The sequence below is a fragment of the Pseudomonas sp. NFACC05-1 genome, assembly GCF_900100135.1.
GTDB classification, from domain to species: Bacteria; Pseudomonadota; Gammaproteobacteria; order Pseudomonadales; family Pseudomonadaceae; genus Aquipseudomonas; species Aquipseudomonas fluorescens_Q.
On record NZ_FMTR01000001.1, the window covers coordinates 34,949 to 53,872 of the forward strand.

Annotated in this window: 17 protein-coding genes and 3 tRNA genes; 15 read left to right on the forward strand and 5 right to left on the reverse strand. The window is 58.3% G+C overall.

What is annotated here, in order from left to right:
* The first annotated feature begins 85 nt into the window (after nucleotides 1-85).
* On the forward strand, nucleotides 86-595 hold the full coding sequence (locus BLO97_RS00200) for a DUF1993 domain-containing protein (RefSeq protein WP_063322138.1): 510 nt from the start codon (nucleotides 86-88) through the stop codon (nucleotides 593-595).
* Between the two features lie 217 nt (nucleotides 596-812).
* Here the strand turns inward: BLO97_RS00200 and sstT are convergent, their stop codons facing one another.
* Complete coding sequence (sstT, locus tag BLO97_RS00205; protein WP_092223871.1) at nucleotides 813-2,045, reverse strand: serine/threonine transporter SstT; 1,233 nt, start codon at nucleotides 2,043-2,045, stop codon at nucleotides 813-815.
* Nucleotides 2,046-2,327: 282 nt separating this feature from the next.
* On the opposite strand from sstT, the gene BLO97_RS00210 reads away from it, so the two are divergent.
* A complete protein-coding gene (locus BLO97_RS00210; protein WP_092344359.1) occupies nucleotides 2,328-3,479 on the forward strand; it encodes an MFS transporter in 1,152 nt (383 codons plus the stop codon).
* Here the strand turns inward: BLO97_RS00210 and nhaR are convergent.
* A complete protein-coding gene (gene nhaR / locus BLO97_RS00215; protein ID WP_092145403.1) occupies nucleotides 3,476-4,372 on the reverse strand; it encodes a transcriptional activator NhaR in 897 nt (298 codons plus the stop codon). The genes BLO97_RS00210 and nhaR overlap by 4 nt on opposite strands.
* A 139-nt stretch (nucleotides 4,373-4,511) precedes the next feature.
* Between nhaR and BLO97_RS00220 the strand changes: the two genes are divergently transcribed.
* Nucleotides 4,512-4,763 (forward strand): hypothetical protein, encoded by a 252-nt coding sequence (locus tag BLO97_RS00220; RefSeq protein WP_063322134.1) that lies wholly within the window; start codon nucleotides 4,512-4,514, stop codon nucleotides 4,761-4,763.
* A gap of 26 nt (nucleotides 4,764-4,789) precedes the next feature.
* Nucleotides 4,790-5,539 (forward strand): TerC family protein, encoded by a 750-nt coding sequence (locus BLO97_RS00225; RefSeq protein ID WP_092145405.1) that lies wholly within the window; start codon nucleotides 4,790-4,792, stop codon nucleotides 5,537-5,539.
* A gap of 71 nt (nucleotides 5,540-5,610) precedes the next feature.
* Here BLO97_RS00225 and BLO97_RS31515 read toward each other — a convergent pair whose 3' ends face one another.
* Nucleotides 5,611-5,775, reverse strand: coding sequence for a hypothetical protein (locus BLO97_RS31515; protein WP_170862005.1), 165 nt, complete (start codon nucleotides 5,773-5,775; stop codon nucleotides 5,611-5,613).
* 224 nt (nucleotides 5,776-5,999) lie between these two features.
* Here BLO97_RS31515 and BLO97_RS00230 point away from each other — a divergent pair, with 224 nt between their 5' ends.
* Nucleotides 6,000-6,677: a hypothetical protein gene (locus BLO97_RS00230; protein ID WP_092345076.1), complete on the forward strand. Its 678-nt coding sequence runs from the start codon at nucleotides 6,000-6,002 to the stop codon at nucleotides 6,675-6,677.
* A 100-nt stretch (nucleotides 6,678-6,777) separates the two neighbouring features.
* Complete coding sequence (locus BLO97_RS00235) at nucleotides 6,778-6,972, forward strand: DUF6021 family protein (RefSeq protein WP_060738326.1); 195 nt, start codon at nucleotides 6,778-6,780, stop codon at nucleotides 6,970-6,972.
* Nucleotides 6,973-6,983: 11 nt separating this feature from the next.
* Here the strand turns inward: BLO97_RS00235 and pbpG are convergent, their stop codons facing one another.
* Both pbpG and folD read right to left on the reverse strand, forming a co-directional pair.
* Nucleotides 6,984-7,922 carry a D-alanyl-D-alanine endopeptidase gene (gene pbpG / locus BLO97_RS00240; RefSeq protein ID WP_072346585.1) on the reverse strand — a complete coding sequence of 313 codons (939 nt, stop codon included), beginning with the start codon at nucleotides 7,920-7,922 and terminating at the stop codon, nucleotides 6,984-6,986.
* A gap of 314 nt (nucleotides 7,923-8,236) precedes the next feature.
* Entirely contained in the window at nucleotides 8,237-9,091 is an 855-nt protein-coding gene (folD, locus tag BLO97_RS00245; protein WP_003199858.1) for a bifunctional methylenetetrahydrofolate dehydrogenase/methenyltetrahydrofolate cyclohydrolase FolD, read from the reverse strand.
* A 281-nt stretch (nucleotides 9,092-9,372) separates the two neighbouring features.
* On the opposite strand from folD, the gene BLO97_RS00250 reads away from it, so the two are divergent.
* The 9 genes from BLO97_RS00250 (at nucleotide 9,373) to BLO97_RS00295 (ending at nucleotide 18,643) form a co-directional block, all read left to right on the forward strand.
* A tRNA-Arg gene (locus BLO97_RS00250) sits at nucleotides 9,373-9,449 on the forward strand.
* A 41-nt stretch (nucleotides 9,450-9,490) separates the two neighbouring features.
* Nucleotides 9,491-9,566, forward strand: a tRNA-His gene (locus BLO97_RS00255).
* Between the two features lie 58 nt (nucleotides 9,567-9,624).
* Nucleotides 9,625-9,709: transfer RNA gene (locus BLO97_RS00260), tRNA-Leu, on the forward strand.
* A gap of 422 nt (nucleotides 9,710-10,131) precedes the next feature.
* Nucleotides 10,132-11,442 carry a trigger factor gene (gene tig / locus BLO97_RS00265; RefSeq protein WP_063322130.1) on the forward strand — a complete coding sequence of 437 codons (1,311 nt, stop codon included), beginning with the start codon at nucleotides 10,132-10,134 and terminating at the stop codon, nucleotides 11,440-11,442.
* 93 nt (nucleotides 11,443-11,535) lie between these two features.
* The gene (gene clpP, locus BLO97_RS00270) at nucleotides 11,536-12,177 is read left to right on the forward strand and encodes an ATP-dependent Clp endopeptidase proteolytic subunit ClpP (protein ID WP_003183177.1); all 642 of its coding nucleotides are present in this window, start codon (nucleotides 11,536-11,538) and stop codon (nucleotides 12,175-12,177) included.
* A gap of 107 nt (nucleotides 12,178-12,284) precedes the next feature.
* Entirely contained in the window at nucleotides 12,285-13,568 is a 1,284-nt protein-coding gene (clpX, locus tag BLO97_RS00275) for an ATP-dependent Clp protease ATP-binding subunit ClpX (protein ID WP_063322129.1), read from the forward strand.
* 161 nt (nucleotides 13,569-13,729) lie between these two features.
* Nucleotides 13,730-16,126, forward strand: a complete 2,397-nt coding sequence (gene lon, locus BLO97_RS00280; RefSeq protein WP_057448844.1) for an endopeptidase La — start codon at nucleotides 13,730-13,732, stop codon at nucleotides 16,124-16,126.
* 148 nt (nucleotides 16,127-16,274) lie between these two features.
* On the forward strand, nucleotides 16,275-16,547 hold the full coding sequence (locus BLO97_RS00285) for an HU family DNA-binding protein (RefSeq protein ID WP_002552737.1): 273 nt from the start codon (nucleotides 16,275-16,277) through the stop codon (nucleotides 16,545-16,547).
* A gap of 224 nt (nucleotides 16,548-16,771) precedes the next feature.
* The gene (locus tag BLO97_RS00295; protein WP_092145413.1) at nucleotides 16,772-18,643 is read left to right on the forward strand and encodes a SurA N-terminal domain-containing protein; all 1,872 of its coding nucleotides are present in this window, start codon (nucleotides 16,772-16,774) and stop codon (nucleotides 18,641-18,643) included.
* The last annotated feature ends 281 nt before the right edge of the window (nucleotides 18,644-18,924 follow it).

Below are 18,924 nucleotides of genomic sequence, written 5' to 3' on the forward strand. Positions count from 1 at the left end.
CAATAAAAGACAAGTCGTGCAACAAGCCGTGGCTATAATCGCAGCCGTTTGATTCATTCTTTCCTGCCACCTGCATGAGATTGCCATGACTATTTCCCTGTACGCCGCTTCCGTCCCGGTTTTCAAGCAGATGCTCAACGCGTTGAGCGACGTTCTGAACAAGGCCGAAGCCCACGCCACCGCGAAAAACATCGACCCGAACGCCTTCCTGCAAGCTCGCCTGTACCCGGACATGTTCCCGCTGGTGCGCCAGGTACAGATCGCGGTGGACTTCGCCAAAGGTGTGTCTGCACGCCTTGCCGAGATCGACGTGCCGAAGTATGAGGACACCGAGACCACGTTCGCCGAGCTGCAAGCCCTGATCGCCAAGGTCTTGGCCTTTATCGACGGCATCAGCCCTGCGCAGATCGATGGCAAGGAAGGCATCGAAATCGTTACCCGTCCAGGGACGCCGAAAGAGAAGCGCTTCAGCGGCCAGAATTATCTGCTGACCTACGGCCTGCCGCAGTTCTTCTTCCACGTCACCACTACTTATGCCTTGCTGCGCCACAATGGCGTGGAAGTGGGCAAGCGCGACTACATGGGCGCGTTCTAACCCGCCGGCATGAAAAAGCCCGGGACGGTGTGGGCCGTTCCCGGGCTTTTTTGTGGCTGTCACATCCTCGGCGGATATACCGCCGCTATCGCGAGCAAGCTCGCTCCCACAGGGGATCTGTTGTGTAGCGGCTATTGTGTGAGCGCCGCTGCCCTCTGTGGGAGCGCTTGCTCTGGGCGGCGATCCGACGATGACGACCGAATAGCCACCGCAGTTGTTACGCCGTACGCGCGAGCTTCTCTTCCTCACCCAGGCACGCCGCCGCTGTGAACAGCACATCCGTAGACGAATTCAACGCCGTCTCCGCCGAGTCCTGCAGGACACCGATGATGAAGCCCACCGCGACCACTTGCATGGCGATTTCGCTGGGAATGCCAAACAGGCTGCACGCCAGGGGAATCAGCAACAGCGAACCACCGGCCACCCCGGATGCGCCGCACGCGCAAATGGCCGCGACAACGCTCAGCAGCACGGCTGTTGGGATATCCACTGCGATACCCAGGGTATGCACGGCCGCCAGGGTCAGTACGGTGATGGTAATGGCGGCACCCGCCATGTTGATGGTCGCGCCCAGGGGGATCGACACCGAATAGGTGTCTTCGTGCAGGCCCAGGCGTTTGCTCAGCTCCAGGTTCACCGGAATATTCGCCGCCGAACTGCGCGTGAAAAATGCCGTGATACCGCTCTCGCGCAGGCAGGTGAATACCAGCGGGTAGGGGTTGCGACGCAGTTTCCAGAACACGATGAGTGGGTTGACCACCAACGCCACGAACAGCATGCAGCCGATCAGTACGGTGAGCAGGTGCAGGTAACCGAGCAGCGCGCCGAAGCCGGAAGTGGCCAAGGTCGAGGCTACCAGGCCGAAGATCCCCAGTGGGGCGAAGCGAATGACCACGCGCACGATGACAGTCACGCCATTGGACAGGTCTTCGAGCACGGTGCGGGTGGTCTGACCAGCATGACGAATGGCGATGCCCATGCCGATGGCCCAGGCCAGGATGCCGATGAAGTTACCGTCCATCAGCGCCCGGACCGGGTTATCCACCACGCTCAGCAGCAGGCTTTGCAGCACCTCGCTGATGCCCCCGGGCGCCGTGACCGCGACGTCTTGGGTCGATAGCACCAGGCTGGACGGAAACAGTGTACTGGCAACCACCGCGACCACCGCCGCGGCGAACGTGCCCAGCAGGTAGAGGAACAGGATGGGGCGGATATGGGTTTCCTGGCCGTGCTTGTGGTTGGCGATGGATGCCATGACCAGCACGAATACCAAAATCGGTGCTACGGCCTTGAGCGCGGACACGAAGACCTTGCCGATGAATGCGGTGGACTTGGCCACGTCGGGCGCCAGCCATGCCAGGACAATACCGGCGATCAGACCGATGATGATTTGCGTCACCAGGCTGGTGCGTTTGAGGCGTTGCATAGGGGTAACGGACGAAGCTGTCATAGCGGCATCTCTGATTTTATTGTGTGCGACGGTCGACGAGTCAGGGCAACAAGCGGGCAGGCCACATGAGCGGACCGTGGGAAAGTACGGCGTTTGCAGGCCGCGGACTTTATCACAGCCGGTAACAAATCTGACGGACCTGTGACAGTCCGTCACCCTTATCCGGGGCCTGGCATGCGTTTGTAAGACGCGCGCATTCTGTTAGGCTTTGCCGTTCTCACTTTCTTACTGCCAGCGGGCCCTTGGGCTAACGCTGGTGTCGTCGTTTCGCTGGAGTTCTGCATGCTGTTACCCATTTTCCTGTTGTCGGCCGCCGGTTTTACGGTGCTGACCACGGAATTCGTCATCGTTGGCCTGTTGCCCTCTATCGCCCGCGACTTGCAGGTCAGCATCCCCCAGGCCGGCCTACTGGTGACGTTGTTCGCGTTTACGGTGGCGGCGTTCGGGCCATTCCTGACGGCCTGGTTCGCCCGCTTTGAGCGGCGCAAGTTGTTTATCGGCGTGCTGGTGATGTTCGGTCTGGCCAACATGCTCGCCGCCGTTGCCCCCAACATCTGGGTGATGGCCGTTGCCCGGTTGATCCCGGCCCTGGGCCTGCCGGTGTTCTGGGCGCTGGCCAGTGAAACGGCGGTGGACATTGTCGGGCCACAGTTGGCCGGGCGGGCCATCGCCCGAATCGGCTTTGGCATCGTCTGTGCCACGGTGTTCGGCATTCCCGTGGGCACGTTGATTTCCGATGCGTTTGGCTGGCGCAGTGCGTTCGCGATCCTGGCGGTCATCGCCTTCGCCAAGGCCTTGCTGCTGTTTATCTACTTGCCGAAAACCAACCTGCACCAGCATCAGGTGAGCTTTCGTTCGCAATTCAAGATCCTGCGCAGCCCGTTGATGCAAGGGCATGTGCTGTTGTCGATCCTGGTGTTCAGCGGCATGTTCACCGCCTATACCTACCTGGCGGATATCCTCGAACGCCTCGCTGGGTTCGATGGCACCCTGGTGGGCTGGTGCCTGATGGGCTTCGGCGCCGTCGGGCTGCTGGGCAATTCCCTGGGCGGTCGGGCGGTGGACCGGCATCCGTTGATCGCATCGATGGTCTTCTGCCTGTTCCTGATCGGCGGCATGGTGGCGTTGGTGCCGAGCATTCATTCGCCCCTCGCGCTGGCGGCGGCAATGGGCATCTGGGGCGTAACCCAGGCGGCCTTGTTCCTGGTCAGTCATGTGCGGCTGATGAAGGCGGCTCCGCAGGCCCCGGCCTTTGCCGCATCGTTGAACATCGCCGGGGCCAACCTGGGGATTGGCCTGGGGGCGATGGTCGGTGGCCGGGTCATCGATACCTTGGGCCTGGGCAGTGTCGGGTTTGCGGCGGCCGGGTTCATCTTCATATCGATCCTGCTGGCGTTGCTGCTGATGACCTTCAAACCTCGTGTTGCCTGCTAAGCGCTGAACAACTCGCGACGAGCGCCTTCGGCAATCGCGACGATGCCGGGGTGGCTGACCTTGCGCTCCACGGAAATGGCGTAGAAGGATTCGCTCACCGCATTGGTCTGGCCGATCACTTCTACGCCGTACTGGCGCTTGACCTCTTCGGCGATCACGCTCGGGCCGATGAAAATCCCGCTGCCTGATTGGCCGAAGGCCTGCATCAATGCGCTGTCGTCGAACTCGCCGACGATACGCGGCTGGATCTGTTGCTCGGCGAACCAGCGTTGCAAGCGACTGCGCACCACGGTTTCCGGCCCGGGAATCAGCAGTGGAGCGTCATGCAGGCCGTGGGGGAAATCCTGCCCGTAGCGTTCGGCCAGCGCGGCGGTGGCGAAAAAGCTGATCCCGCATTCTCCCAGTTTCTGGCTGTAGCCCTTGATGTCCAGGTGGGTCGGCATCGGGCTGTCGGAAATCACCAGGTCCAGACGCTGGATTGCCAAGTCCGCCAGCAACCGTTCGAGCTTGTCCTCGCGACAGGTGATGCGCAGCGGCTCACTCAACTCCATGGTCGGCGCGAGCAGCCGGTAGACGATGGATTTGGGCACCACATCCGCCACCCCGACCCGAAACAGGGTTTGCTGCTCGTTGGGCTGGGCTCGCAGCATCAATTCCAGCTCGCCACCCAACTGGAACATGTGTTCGGCGTAGGGCAAGGTCTGGCGGCCGGCCTCGGTCAGTTCCAGCTGCCGTCCGACGCGGCGAAACAGCTTGATGTTATAGGTCTGTTCGAACAGGGAAATCTGCCCGCTGATGGTCTGTGGGGTCAGGTTCAACTGCTCGCAGGCGCGCACGATGCTGCCGGTTTTAGCCACCACCCAGAAATAATGCAGTTGTCGATAGTTGAGCATGGGATCACGTTGCTTCGTAAAAACCGAAGTATAACCGCTGAAAATACGAATTTTCCTGAAGTATTCGCGTCTCTAGAATGCCTTGCCATTGGTGGGCCACTTTCGTGCTCCTTTTATTCTCCCAAGAGGCATTCATTCCATGACATACAAATCCCTGGGGCTGGCAGCCCTGCTTGTGATGTCCGTAACGACACTGGCGGGTTGTGAACAGGCTGAGAAAAGTGCCCAGCAACTGATGGGCCAGGCTGCGGAAACCGCCAAGCAGGCCATTGATGACACCCACAAGGCCGCCGAACAGGCGATCAGCGAAGCCACCGGCGGGTTGATCAGCCCGAAGAAAAAACCGGCGGACGAAGCTGACGAAACACAAACCCCGACCAAAACCATCTAACACGTCACATCAGTCAGGACTGACCCATGGATTATCTTCTACAGCTCGCCGCCAGCCCCACCGCGTGGATCGCCCTGGCAACTCTGGTGGTCATGGAAATCGTGCTTGGCATCGATAACCTGATCTTCATTTCGATTCTGACCAACAAGCTGCCCGCCCAGCACCGTGCCAAGGCGCGGCGGATCGGTATCGGCATGGCGCTGATCCTGCGCCTGGGCTTGTTGAGCACCATTGCCTTCATTGTGCAGTTGACCGAACCGGTTATCGAAATCCTGGGCCAGGCGTTCTCCTGGAAAGACATGATCCTGATTGCCGGCGGCCTGTTCCTGCTGTGGAAAGCGACCACTGAAATTCACCACAGCATGGACCCTGCACCGAATGACCCCAAGTCGGCCACGTCCGCCGTGACCCTGGGCTTTGCTGCAGCAATCGGTCAGATCCTGATGTTGGACCTGGTGTTTTCCATCGACAGCATCATCACGGCTGTGGGCATGACCGAACATTTGCCGATCATGATCATCGCGGTCGTTGTGTCGGTGTTGGTGATGCTGCTGGCGGCCGAACCGCTCGCCAAGTTCATCAATGACAACCCGACGGTGGTGATGCTGGCCCTGGGTTTCCTGATCATGATCGGCATGACGCTGATCGCCGAAGGCTTCGGTGCCCATGTGCCCAAGGGCTATATCTATGCGGCCATGGCGTTCTCGGCGGCGATCGAAGTGTTGAACATGTTGTCCCGCCGGGCCAGGGAAAGGGCGTTGGCCGACAACGCCTGATGCCAGGCAGACAGAAGCCACCCGGGTCCAGGCCCGGGTGGCTTTTTTGTTAGGGTTTGAAAAGCGAATGCTCAGTGTGCGGTGGCGTGGTGTCGCGCGGGTTTTCTGGTTTTTTCCGATTGCGCAGGTGGTGCGTGATGATGGCGCCGGGTGATCCGGAGCACACCCCACAGCATGGCCGTGGCTACGCTCAGCCAGCCGAATATCAGCATCAGAATTGTCGTGGTCAGGCTCATCTGTGCCTCCTTTTTATCCCGGTCCGGGATCACGCACCTAATACATGGACAGTCTAGTCGTCCAAGTGTTGCAGGTAATCGATCCGTGGCGCTCGGGCACGGATCGGTTCGTTCTATCGCGCTCGTAAAACTGCTGTTATGGCTATACCCAGGGCTGTGCGCGCCTTATGATCGTCGACCCAAGCCTGGCCCCGGATGCCGGGCGTCTGAACAAGAGAGTCATCATGTCGCCGGTTATTTCATCTTTTCGATCACTGGTCCTGACGCTGTCCTGCCTCGTTGCCCTGGTGGGGTGTGCGGGCAGTGTGTCGCCGCAGGTACAGCGCCTGCCCGAGCGGGTGGAACTTAACAGCGTGCCGTTCTTTCGCGGCGAAATGTACCAGGGCGCCCCGCAGTCCCTGGCTGCCCTGCTGACGTTGCAAGGCACGGTGATCACGCCGGGGCTGCTGGAGAAACCGTTGCACCTGCCGGGTGGCGAAGCCGGTTTGCAACTGAATATGCAGACCCTGGCGCGTGAATACGGGTTGCTGGTATATCCCCTCGACGCCAAGCTGCCCGCGTTGTTGGAACAGGTCGCGGCGGGCTATCCGGTGCTGGTGCGCTATATCGACGGTTCGGCGTTCTGGGCCGAGCCTCGGTATGGGATTCTCGCCGGCTACAACCGTCAGAAGCAGACGGTATTGCTGCGCTCAGGCATGAACCGGCGGCAATTGATGAGCTTCAGTGCCTTCGAGTCGGCCTTCCAGAGCGCGGGTGGCTGGGCGGTGCTGGTCCAGCGACCTACGCAGCTGCCGGCCAATGTCGACTCGCAGCGGTGGCTCAAGGCGGCGGTCGAATTGGGCGGGGCAGGGCAGGAACAAGCCGCGGCGCGGGCCACCAAGACCTTGGAAGCGGCGCATTGATCGCTCACCCCGTTCGTCACTTGCCGGGCACAACCAGGCAGGTCTGAAGCTCTTATCGTCAGGGTTGGGCATTTTCCGACCGTGATTGGAGGAGGCACGCATGGCGCAGTCGAAAACACCTACGGGGCCACATTCGTCAGAGCATTCCAGCGGCGATGATTTGGGGTTCGATCCGGATTCACCGGATCTTGAGGATCCCCAGGTCGATCCGGTAGGGCCGGCCAAGGCGCCCCTGGACAAGAAGGATGAGCGCAAGCCCAAGCCCTATGATCCGCTGGGGGACTTGAAGCCATAAATAACCTGTGGTTATTGGGAGGCTTCCACCACGCCACTCTGGCGGCTCTTGAGATTCTTGGCGGCCTTGTATTGCAGGGCCACCGCTGGTACCGCGGCGCTTTTTCCGGTTTCCACCCAGCTACGAATCCGGCTGGCATCGGCGAAGTGCGTGTACTTGCCAAAGGCGTCGAGGATCACCAGCGCCATCGGGCGATTGCCCATTTTCGTCACCAGCACCAGGCAGTGACCGGCCTGGTTGGTGAAGCCAGTCTTGGTCAACTGGATATCCCAGTTAGCCTTGTGGACCAGGTGGTCGGTGTTGCGGAATCCCAGGCTGTACACAGGCTTGCGGAACGTAACGGTCTTTTCCTTGGTCGTGCTCAGTTCGCTCAGCAGAGGGTACTTGCGCGCGGCGATCAGCAGCTTGGTCAGGTCCCTGGCAGTCGAGACGTTGTGGATCGACAGGCCCGTCGGTTCGACGTAATGGGTGCTGGTCATGCCCAGCGCCTTCGCCTTGGCGTTCATGGCGGCAATGAACGCCGCATAGCCCCCCGGATAGTGGTGGGCGAGGCTGGCGGCGGCGCGGTTTTCCGAAGACATCAGGGCGATCAGCAGCACGTCCCGGCGCGACAGCTCGCTGTTGAGCTTGACCCGGGAAAACACGCCCTTCATCTCTGGGGTGTTGGCGATGGTGATGGAGATGTACTCATCCAGGTTCTGTTTGGCATCCAGCACGATCAGGCCGGTCATCAACTTGGTCACCGACGCGATGGGCACCACCACGTCCGGGTTGCTCGAATAAACGACTTTATCCGTCTGCAGGTCCAGCAACATCGCGCTGCCCGAGGCGACTTGCAGTTTGGCCGTATCCCGTGGGGCTGCGATGGTTTCCTGTGCAGCGACATTCTGCGTGATAAAACTGCCTGTGAAAGCGATGAACAGGCTGATGATCGAAAGACGGATTTTCACGCGAGTAGGCTCGATAGAGTTGAAGGTGCCGTTGAGCAACGACTTTTAAAAAAAAACGTCGCATTTTAGGAGTATGGGCGACAGCAGCGCTATATGCCTGTACCGCCAAGGCTTATGAATAAATAAAGTTTCATGGCGGGGGATTTTGGCGAAACGAATCTGAAAAATGTGTAATTTGGCGGCTAAAGTCCGTCGCCGGAAACATCTGCGGGAGCGAGCTTGCTCGCGATAGCGGTGTGTCAGTCAACTGGATGTTGGCTGGTCCATCGCTATCGCGAGCAAGCTCGCTCCCACAGGTTTTTTGTTGACGCGTATCAGCTGTGCAGCGTTTCAGCCGCGTACAACGTGTTTTCCAGCAGGCAGGCGCGGGTCATCGGGCCTACGCCGCCAGGTACCGGCGTGATCCAGCCGGCGCGGGGCAGGGCGGTCTCGTAGACCACGTCGCCCACCAGCTTGCCATCTTCCTGGCGATTGATTCCCACGTCGATGACGATGGCGCCTTCCTTGATCCACTCGCCTTTGACCAGGCCGGGTTTGCCGGCGGCCACCACCACCAGGTCCGCGCGGCCGACATGGCCAGCCAGATCCTTGGTGAAACGATGGGTCACGGTCACGGTGCAGCCGGCCAGCAGCAGCTCCATGGCCATTGGACGACCAACGATGTTGGACGCACCCACTACTACGGCGTCGAGGCCATACAGGTCCACGCCAGTGCTTTCCAGCAACGTCATGATGCCTTTCGGGGTGCAGGGACGAAGCAACGGGATGCGCTGGGCCAGGCGACCGACGTTATAAGGATGGAAGCCATCGACGTCTTTGTCCGGGCGGATACGCTCCAACAGCTTGGAGGCGTCGAGGTGTTCAGGCAGCGGCAGCTGGAGCAGAACGCCGTCGATGTTCGGGTCATCGTTCAAGCGATCGATCAGATCGGCCAACGCTTGCTGGGTGGTTTCGGAAGGCAGGTCGTAGGCCTGGGAAAGGAAGCCGACCTCTTCACAGTCTTTACGCTTGTGCGAGACATAAACCTGAGAGGCAGGATCGCTGCCGACCAGGATCACCGCAAGGCCGGGCGTGCGCAGGCCTTGCTGGCGGCGCTCGGTGACTCGTTGGGCGATCTGCTGGCGCAGGCTGGCGGCGATCGATTTGCCGTCGATAAGTTGTGCAGTCATTGCGCGTGGTTAACCATCGAGAGGGGAAAAAAAGAGAACGCATTCTCGCATGCCGGGGCGTGAGGGCAAAGGCGCTTGGTCTGCAAATTCCCCTAACCCCTTTAATTAAATGAATTTTTTTTAAAAAAGAGTTGACGACCTATCAGGCCGTCTATAACATTCGTCGCACTTGTCGGGCACAGCCTAGCACTGGTTAAGAAGGTGGAGCGGAGTTGGTTGTTTAAACTCGGCGAAACTGAAAGCACTTAGTTTGTAATCGTCCAAGAATACAGATTAAAAAGGCGCCCGTAGCTCAGCTGGATAGAGCATCCGCCTTCTAAGCGGATGGTCGCAGGTTCGAGTCCTGCCGGGTGCGCCAATTAGGCAGCTTTGGCACAAGTAAGGCAACAAGGCAATATGGTGGGCGTAGCTCAGTTGGTAGAGCACGGGATTGTGACTCCCGTTGTCGTGGGTTCGATCCCCATCGTCCACCCCATATTCTAGAAAGGCGCCAGATCTAACAATCTGGCGCCTTTGCTTTAAAAGCTTGATACGCGGATGTGGTGGAATTGGTAGACACACTGGATTTAGGTTCCAGCGCCGCAAGGTGTGAGAGTTCGAGTCTCTCCGTCCGCACCATACAAGTCGCTATTTAAATAGCAGAAAACGGCGCAGTACCTGAAAGGGGCTGCGCCGTTTTTGTTTTCAGTGGTTCTGTGTTTGGCGTCGGTACGGTTTTTTGGCGCTGCGCGTAGCGGTCGGTTTTCGCGAATGTGTTTCGCGATGATGCGTGACATGTCCGTCGGTCCCCTTGTGGGGGCGGGCGTCGCGCGATCGGGCAAGCTGCTTCTATATATAGAAGCGTCGGCGCAGAGCCCTGGGCTGAATCGACTGTATTTGCAATCCGGGTGGGGCATGAGCGTTTGTCCCGTCCTAAATCCGGCGCCTGTTTCCAGCGCGTTTTCAGTAGGGTGACTTCTTGAGTTTGACCTACTAGAATGCATGCCCTTGATTCTGGGGTCGGAAACGCCCGGCCAACGTCTGTGCAACGAGGAATATCCATGCAAGTTTCTGTTGAAAATACTTCTGCTCTTGAGCGCCGCATGAGCATCACCGTGCCGGCTGAGCGCATCGAGACTCAGGTCAACAAGCGTCTGCAGCAGACTGCCCAAAAGGCCAAAATCCCAGGTTTCCGCCCAGGCAAAGTGCCAATGAGCGTGATCCGTCAGCGTTACGAAGCTGATGCGCGTCAGGAAGCCGTGGGCGACGTGATCCAGTCTTCGTTCTACGAAGCGGTCGTCGAGCAGAAGCTGAACCCGGCCGGCGCTCCGTCCGTCGAGCCTAAAGTGTTGGAAAAAGGCAAGGACCTGGAATTCGTCGCCACGTTCGAAGTGTTCCCTGAGTTCACGGTTGCCGGTTTCGAATCCATCGCCGTCGAGCGCCTGAGCGCTGACGTGTCGGATGCCGACCTGGACAAGATGCTGGACATCCTGCGCAAGCAGAACACCCGTTTCGAAGTGACTGAGCGTGCTGCCCAGAACGAAGATCAACTGAACATCGATTTCGTCGGCAAGGTCGACGGTGAAGTGTTCGCCGGCGGTTCCGCCAAGGCTACTCAGTTGGTGCTGGGCTCCGGTCGCATGATTCCTGGCTTCGAAGATGGCCTGGTTGGCGCCAAGGCCGGTGAAGAGCGCGTTCTGAATGTGACCTTCCCTGAGGACTACCAGAACCTGGACCTGGCTGGCAAAGCCGCCGAGTTCACCGTGACCGTCAACACTGTTTCCGAGCCGAAACTGCCTGAGCTGAACGAAGAGTTCTTCGCCCAGTTCGGCATCAAGGAAACCGGTCTGGAAGGTTTCCGCGCCGAAGTTCGCAAGAACATGGAGCGTGAGCTGCGCCAGGCCATCAAGTCCAAGGTCAAGAACCAGGTCATGGACGGTCTGCTGGCCTCCAACCCGATCGAAGTGCCAAAGGCTCTGCTGGACAACGAAGTGAACCGTCTGCGTGTGCAGGCTGTTCAGCAGTTCGGTGGCAACATCAAGCCGGACCAACTGCCTGCCGAATTGTTCGAAGAACAAGCCAAGCGCCGCGTCGTACTGGGCCTGATCGTCGCCGAAGTGGTCAAGCAGTTCGAGCTCAAGCCTGACGAAGCCCGCGTTCGCGAGCTGATCCAGGAAATGGCCTCGGCCTATCAAGAGCCTGAGCAAGTCGTGTCCTGGTACTACAAGAACGACCAGCAACTGAACGAAGTCCGTTCGGTTGTGCTGGAAGAACAAGTTGTGGATACTGTTCTGCAGAAAGCTAGCGTGACCGATAAAGCGGTCTCTTACGAAGAAGCGGTCAAGCCGGTGGAAGCTCCACAAGCCGATTGATGGTTCTGCGGTAAGAAATAAACACCCATAAGCCAGCCTTCGCGCTGGCTTATGCGTATTCAAGACATAACTATTTGGGAGTGACTGCGAGACATGTCCCGCAATTCTTTTTATCAGCAGAGCTCTGACATCCAGGCCGCAGGCGGCCTGGTCCCGATGGTTATCGAGCAGTCCGCCCGCGGCGAGCGTGCCTATGACATCTACTCGCGTCTGCTCAAGGAACGCGTCATCTTCCTGATCGGCCCCGTTGAAGACTACATGGCCAACCTGGTCGCGGCGCAGCTGTTGTTCCTTGAAGCGGAAAACCCGGACAAGGATATCCATCTGTACATCAACTCACCTGGCGGTTCGGTGACTGCGGGCATGTCGATCTACGACACCATGCAGTTCATCAAGCCTGACGTTTCCACCATCTGCATCGGCCAGGCCTGCAGCATGGGCGCTTTCCTGCTCGCCGGCGGCGCAGCGGGCAAGCGTCACTGCCTGCCTAACTCGCGGATGATGATTCACCAGCCGTTGGGCGGCTTCCAAGGCCAGGCGTCGGATATCGACATCCATGCCAAGGAAATCCTCCACATTCGTTCGCGCCTGAACTCGTTGCTGGCCCATCATACCGGCCAAAGCCTCGAAACCATTGAGCGTGACACCGAGCGTGACAACTTCATGAGCGCCGAGCGTGCGGCCGAATATGGCCTGATCGACTCCGTGATCAACAAGCGTCAAATGCCTGCCTAAGCCGCTCAATATGCAGGTGGTTGGGATGACCGGCCGCCTGCGGGCTTGAAAAAGCCCGCAATTGCCTTCATCTTGTGTTGCAAGCCTATCGGATTTGGATCGATCGAATGACTGACACCCGCAACGGCGAGGACAACGGCAAACTGCTTTATTGCTCCTTCTGTGGCAAAAGCCAGCATGAAGTGCGCAAATTGATTGCCGGCCCCTCGGTCTTCATTTGCGACGAGTGCGTCGACCTGTGCAATGACATCATCCGCGAGGAGGTGCAGGAAGCCCAGGCCGAGAGCAGCGCGCATAAATTGCCTTCGCCTAAAGAAATCAGCGGCATCCTTGATCAGTATGTGATTGGTCAGGAACGTGCGAAAAAAGTACTGGCCGTAGCGGTGTACAACCACTACAAGCGCCTGAACCAGCGTGACAAGAAGAATGACGAGGTCGAACTCGGCAAGAGCAACATCCTGCTGATCGGCCCGACAGGCTCGGGTAAGACCCTGCTTGCCGAAACCCTGGCCCGATTGCTGAACGTTCCGTTCACCATCGCCGACGCAACCACCCTCACCGAGGCGGGTTATGTAGGTGAAGACGTCGAGAACATCATTCAGAAGCTGTTGCAGAAGTGCGACTACGATGTGGAAAAGGCCCAGATGGGCATTGTCTATATCGACGAAATCGACAAGATTTCACGCAAGTCCGACAACCCGTCCATCACCCGGGATGTTTCCGGTGAGGGCGTGCAGCAGGCCTTGCTCAAGTTGATCGAAGGTACGGTCGCTTCCGTTCCACCCCAAGGTGGCCGCAAGCATCCGCAGCAGGAATTCCTGCAAGTCGACACCCGTAACATCCTGTTCATCTGCGGTGGTGCGTTCTCCGGCCTGGAAAAGGTTATTCAAAACCGTTCCACCCGTGGCGGCATTGGTTTCAACGCCGAAGTGCGAAGCAAGGAAGAGGGCAAGAAGGTCGGTGAGTCCCTGCGTGAAGTCGAGCCTGACGATTTGGTCAAGTTCGGTCTGATCCCGGAATTCGTCGGTCGTCTGCCGGTCCTGGCGACGCTGGACGAGTTGGATGAAGCTGCGTTGATGCAGATCCTGACCGAGCCGAAAAACGCCCTGACCAAGCAGTATGCCAAGCTGTTCGAAATGGAAGGTGTAGACCTGGAGTTCCGTTCCGACGCGCTGAAATCGGTCGCAAAACGTGCCCTGGAACGCAAGACCGGTGCGCGTGGATTGCGCTCGATCCTCGAAGGCGTATTGCTCGACACGATGTACGAGATCCCCTCGCAGTCAGAGGTGAGTAAAGTCGTGATCGATGAAAGCGTCATAGAAGGCAAGTCCAAGCCATTGTATATCTATGAAAACAATGAGCCGGCTGCCAAGGCCGCACCGGACGCTTAAGCGTCCCGCTGCCGGAACAAAGAAGGGGCCTTCGGGCCCCTTTGCTTTTTGCGCGTTTTAGACGTGTCTTAGCGCTTGTTTTTTTTCGAGGCTGCCCCCATCTTGGTTTCAAGCTTACTTCCATCTGTTTCCGGCCCGAGGGCCGCCGTAGAGGCGAAATCATGAAGACAACCATCGAATTGCCTCTCCTGCCATTGCGCGATGTCGTGGTGTATCCGCACATGGTTATCCCGCTGTTCGTGGGGCGCGAGAAGTCCATCGAAGCCCTTGAGGCTGCGATGACGGGTGACAAGCAGATTCTTCTGCTGGCTCAGAGAAATCCTGCCGACGATGATCCCGGCGAAGACGCACTGTATCGCGTAGGTACGATTGCAACGGTTCTGCAATTGCTCAAGCTGCCCGACGGCACCGTCAAGGTCCTGGTCGAAGGCGAGCAGCGTGGTGCTATCGAGCGTTTCAGCGAAGTGGACGGCCATTGCCGGGCCGAGGTGTCGCTGATCGAAGAGGTCGATGCGCCCGAGCGTGAATCAGAAGTGTTTGTCCGCAGCCTGCTGTCGCAGTTCGAACAATACGTGCAACTGGGCAAGAAGGTGCCTGCAGAGGTCCTGTCGTCGCTTAACAGCATCGATGAGCCTGGGCGATTGGTCGATACGATGGCGGCCCACATGGCCCTCAAAATCGAGCAGAAGCAGGAAATTCTCGAAATCATTGATTTGTCGGCCCGTGTCGAACACGTGCTGGCACTGCTCGACGGCGAAATCGATCTGTTGCAGGTCGAGAAACGCATTCGCGGTCGCGTCAAGAAGCAGATGGAGCGCAGCCAGCGCGAGTACTACCTGAATGAGCAGATGAAGGCCATCCAGAAAGAGCTGGGCGATGGCGACGAAGGTCACAACGAAATCGAGGAGCTGAAAAAGCGCATCGATGCTGCCGGCTTGCCCAAGGATGCACTGGCTAAGGCCCAGGCCGAGTTGAACAAGCTCAAGCAAATGTCGCCGATGTCTGCCGAGGCCACCGTCGTGCGCTCCTACATCGACTGGTTGGTCCAGGTGCCGTGGAAAGCCCAGAGCAAGGTGCGTCTGGACCTGGCGCGTGCCGAAGACATCCTCGACGCCGATCATTACGGCCTGGAAGAGGTCAAGGAACGCATCCTGGAATACCTCGCCGTGCAGAAGCGCGTGAAGAAGATCCGTGGCCCGGTCCTGTGCCTGGTTGGTCCTCCAGGGGTCGGTAAAACCTCCCTTGCGGAGTCGATTGCCCACGCCACCAACCGCAAATTTGTACGCATGGCCCTTGGCGGCGTGCGCGATGAGGCGGAAATTCGGGGCCATCGCCGTACCTACATCGGTTCGATGCCAGGAAGATTGATTCAAAAGATGACAAAGGTCGGCGTGCGCAATCCGCTGTTCCTTTTGGACGAAATCGACAAGATGGGTAGCGACATGCGCGGCGATCCAGCCTCTGCGTTGCTCGAAGTCCTCGATCCTGAGCAGAATCACAACTTCAACGATCACTACCTGGAGGTCGATTACGACCTGTCGGACGTGATGTTCCTTTGCACCTCCAACTCCATGAACATTCCGCCAGCGTTGCTGGACCGGATGGAGGTGATTCGTCTGCCGGGTTACACCGAGGACGAGAAGATCAACATCGCCGTGAAATACCTTTCGCCCAAGCAGATCCAGGCCAACGGCCTGAAAAAAGGCGAGCTGGAATTCGACGAGGAAGCGATTCGCGACATCATCCGCTACTACACCCGCGAAGCCGGTGTGCGTGGCCTGGAACGGCAGATTGCCAAGGTTTGCCGCAAGGCGGTCAAGGAACATGCGCTGGAAAAACGCTTCGCGGTCAAGGTCACTGCGGACCTGCTGGAGCACTTCCTGGGCGTACGCAAGTTCCGCTATGGCCTTGCCGAGCAACAGGACCAGATCGGCCAGGTGACTGGCTTGGCCTGGACCCAGGTCGGTGGTGAGTTGCTGACCATCGAAGCCGCCGTGGTGCCGGGCAAGGGGCAACTGATCAAGACCGGTTCCCTGGGCGACGTGATGGTCGAATCGATCACCGCTGCGCTGACGGTGGTTCGCAGTCGCGCCCGGAGCCTGGGTATTCCCCTGGACTTCCATGAGAAGCGCGATACGCATATCCACATGCCTGAAGGGGCTACGCCCAAGGACGGCCCAAGCGCTGGTGTAGGCATGTGCACGGCCCTGGTTTCGGCATTGACCGGTATTCCGGTGCGCGCCGACGTCGCCATGACGGGTGAAATCACGTTGCGTGGCCAGGTCCTGGCGATTGGCGGCCTGAAGGAAAAACTGCTGGCGGCACACCGTGGCGGGATCAAGATCGTGATCATTCCCGAAGAGAATGTCCGCGACCTGAAGGAAATTCCTGACAACATCAAGCAAGATCTTCAGATCAAACCCGTTAAATGGATTGACGAGGTCCTGCAAATTGCGCTGCAATACGCGCCGGAGCCCTTGCCGGATGTGGCTCCGGAGATTGTCGCGAAGGAAGAAAAGCGAGAGTCTGACTCTAAGGAAAGAATTAGCACGCATTAATACGCATTTGCCTGGGGGGCTTCCTTGACAGTTTTTTAGAGCCCTTGTTATAAAGCGGCTCTTAAGTGTCTGCAGGCCATTCAGCACTCGTTTTTGCTTTCACCAAAAAAACTTAGAATCATCTCAAATAGATATAAGGGGACTTAGAGTGAACAAGTCGGAACTGATTGATGCTATCGCTGCATCCGCTGATATCCCGAAAGCTGCTGCTGGCCGTGCGCTGGACGCTGTAATCGAATCCGTCACTGGCGCTCTGAAGGCTGGCGACTCCGTTGTTCTGGTTGGTTTCGGTACCTTCTCCGTGACCGATCGTCCTGCTCGTATCGGTCGCAACCCGCAGACCGGTAAGACGCTGGAAATCGCTGCTGCCAAAAAGCCAGGCTTCAAAGCTGGTAAAGCACTGAAAGAAGCCGTTAACTAAGGTTTCGTTGAGTTTATCCGGGTCGGGGTCATGCCTGGCTTGGCAGCGGAGCGGTAATACGGCCGGTTGCAACCGGTCTGGCACACCAGGGCTTGCAGGTTAGAGCCCGGTCCGCTCCGCCAGTTACGAGAAGGCGCATCCTCGGATGCGCCTTTCTTCTATCCGGATTCTACCCACGCTCCACGGTTGCCTAAATTTGAAGTTCAACCGTTTCTGGGGGACGCATGCTGCAGAATATCAGGGACAATTCACAAGGCTGGATTGCCAAGACCATCATCGGGGTCATCGTCGCATTGATGGCGTTGACCGGTTTCGATGCCATTTTTCAAGCCACCACCAACAGCAATGACGCGGCCAAGGTCAACGGCGAAAAAATCAGCCAGAACGAGCTGAGCCAGGCGGTCGACATGCAACGCCGTCAGCTCATGCAACAGCTGGGCAAGGATTTCGACGCCTCCCTGCTGGACGAAAAAATGCTGCGCGATTCGGCGCTCAAGGGCCTGATCGACCGCAAGTTGCTGCTGCAAGGTGCACACGATGCGAAATTCGCTTTCTCGGAAGCTGCGCTTGATCAAGTCATCCTGCAGACGCCTGAGTTCCAGGTGGATGGTAAATTCAGCGCCGAGCGTTTCGATCAGGTGATCCGCCAGCTGGGTTATAGCCGTATGCAGTTCCGCCAGATGTTGGCTCAGGAAATGCTGATCGGTCAGTTGCGCGCCGGCCTGGCGGGCAGCGGTTTCGTCACAGATGCCCAAGTGCTGGCATTTGCACGCCTGGAAAAACAGACGCGTGATTTCGCCACCTTGAACATCAAGGCCGATCCTGCGTCGGTAAAGCTGACCGACGATGAGGTCAAGGCTTACTACGACCAACACGCCAAGGAATTCATGACGCCTGACCAGGTGGTCATCGATTATCTCGAGCTGAAGAAAGCCTCTTTCTTTGATCAGGTCAGCGTCAAGGACGAAGACCTGCAAGCGGCCTATCAGAAAGAAATCGCCAACCTATCCGAACAGCGTCGCGCTGCGCACATCCTGATCGAAGTGAACGACAAGGTGACCGAAGCCCAGGCCAAGGCGAAGATCGAAGAGATCCAGGCTCGCTTGGCCAAAGGTGAGTCGTTTGAAGCGTTGGCGAAGGAGTTTTCCCAGGACCCGGGTTCGGCGAACAACGGCGGCGATCTCGGCTATGCCGGCCCAGGTGTCTACGATCCGGAGTTCGAAAAGGCCTTGTACGCCTTGAACAAGGACCAGGTCTCGGCACCGGTCCGTACCGATTTCGGTCTGCACCTGATCAAGCTGCTGGGGGTCGAAGCGCCTGAAGTGCCGACCTTCGCCAGCCTCAAGGACAAACTGACCCGCGAGCTGAAGACTCAGCAGGTGGAGCAGCGTTTCGTGGAGGCGACCAAGCAACTGGAAGATGCCTCGTTCGAAGCGTCCGACCTGGCGCAGCCGGCCCAGGACCTGAAGCTGACCATTCATACATCGGCCCCGTTCGGTCGTGAAGGCGGTGAAGGGATTGCGGCCAATCGCGCCGTGGTCACTGCGGCGTTCAGCCCGGAAGTGCTGGATGAAGGTGCCAACAGCACCGCCATCGAACTGGACCCGGAAACCGTCGTAGTGCTGCGTGCCAAGGAGCACCGCAAGCCTGAGCAACTGCCGCTGGAAAGCGTGGCAGGGCCGATTCGTGCTCAATTGACCAAGGAACATGCCAGCGCAGCGGCCAAGACCCGCGCCGACGAGCTGATCGCCAGCCTGCGCGACGGCAAGACGGCACTGGATAAACCGGTTGACGGCCAAGGCTGGAAAGCCATCGAGGCGGCCACCCGCAACCAGGAAGGCATCGACCCGGCGGTGCTGCAAGCACTGTTCCGCATGCCTAAGCCTGAGTCCAAGGACAAACCGACGTTCACCAGTGTGACCTTGCCTGATGGCAGCCTGATGGTCGTGCGTTTGAATGGCGTGAACGAAGCAGCGGCACCGACTGACGAAGAGAAGGCGGAATATCGCCGCTACCTCGCGTCCCGTGTTGGTCAGCAGGACTTTGCGGCGTATCGCAAGCAGTTGGAGAGCCAGGCGGATATCAAGCGTTTCTAATTGCTTGAGGTTTGGCCAAGCCTGATTGTAATGCTGTTCGCTTTAGAGAAAACGGCGCTTCTCCAGAAATGGGAAGCGCCGTTTTTTTTGGCTTGGGTTTTGGATTTTGGGTGTATGTCCAAATAAACCACGTCTCTGGAAACGGAATAAAAAACTTCATTGACCGCTGAAGTGAACAGCATTAGCCCGAACCGTCAGATTTTTGTATCTGCTTGTTGCCTGGAAAGCGGGTGTTCGTCGATCTATCCGGTTGGCGTCTTTTTCCTGCAAACAACCCCCAG

What these genes read in the sequence shown, in the direction of transcription:
- BLO97_RS31515 (WP_170862005.1), bottom strand. Translation starts at nt 5,775, where the DNA reads ATGAGCCTGACCACGACAATTCTGATGCTGATATTCGGCTGGCTGAGC.
- BLO97_RS00230 (WP_092345076.1), top strand. Translation starts at nt 6,000, where the DNA reads ATGTCGCCGGTTATTTCATCTTTTCGATCACTGGTCCTGACGCTGTCC.
- BLO97_RS00200 (WP_063322138.1), top strand. Translation starts at nt 86, where the DNA reads ATGACTATTTCCCTGTACGCCGCTTCCGTCCCGGTTTTCAAGCAGATG.
- folD (WP_003199858.1), bottom strand. Translation starts at nt 9,091, where the DNA reads ATGACTGCACAACTTATCGACGGCAAATCGATCGCCGCCAGCCTGCGC.
- BLO97_RS00220 (WP_063322134.1), top strand. Translation starts at nt 4,512, where the DNA reads ATGACATACAAATCCCTGGGGCTGGCAGCCCTGCTTGTGATGTCCGTA.
- lon (WP_057448844.1), top strand. Translation starts at nt 13,730, where the DNA reads ATGAAGACAACCATCGAATTGCCTCTCCTGCCATTGCGCGATGTCGTG.
- tig (WP_063322130.1), top strand. Translation starts at nt 10,132, where the DNA reads ATGCAAGTTTCTGTTGAAAATACTTCTGCTCTTGAGCGCCGCATGAGC.
- BLO97_RS00295 (WP_092145413.1), top strand. Translation starts at nt 16,772, where the DNA reads ATGCTGCAGAATATCAGGGACAATTCACAAGGCTGGATTGCCAAGACC.
- BLO97_RS00210 (WP_092344359.1), top strand. Translation starts at nt 2,328, where the DNA reads ATGCTGTTACCCATTTTCCTGTTGTCGGCCGCCGGTTTTACGGTGCTG.
- sstT (WP_092223871.1), bottom strand. Translation starts at nt 2,045, where the DNA reads ATGACAGCTTCGTCCGTTACCCCTATGCAACGCCTCAAACGCACCAGC.
- clpX (WP_063322129.1), top strand. Translation starts at nt 12,285, where the DNA reads ATGACTGACACCCGCAACGGCGAGGACAACGGCAAACTGCTTTATTGC.
- nhaR (WP_092145403.1), bottom strand. Translation starts at nt 4,372, where the DNA reads ATGCTCAACTATCGACAACTGCATTATTTCTGGGTGGTGGCTAAAACC.
- clpP (WP_003183177.1), top strand. Translation starts at nt 11,536, where the DNA reads ATGTCCCGCAATTCTTTTTATCAGCAGAGCTCTGACATCCAGGCCGCA.
- BLO97_RS00235 (WP_060738326.1), top strand. Translation starts at nt 6,778, where the DNA reads ATGGCGCAGTCGAAAACACCTACGGGGCCACATTCGTCAGAGCATTCC.
- BLO97_RS00225 (WP_092145405.1), top strand. Translation starts at nt 4,790, where the DNA reads ATGGATTATCTTCTACAGCTCGCCGCCAGCCCCACCGCGTGGATCGCC.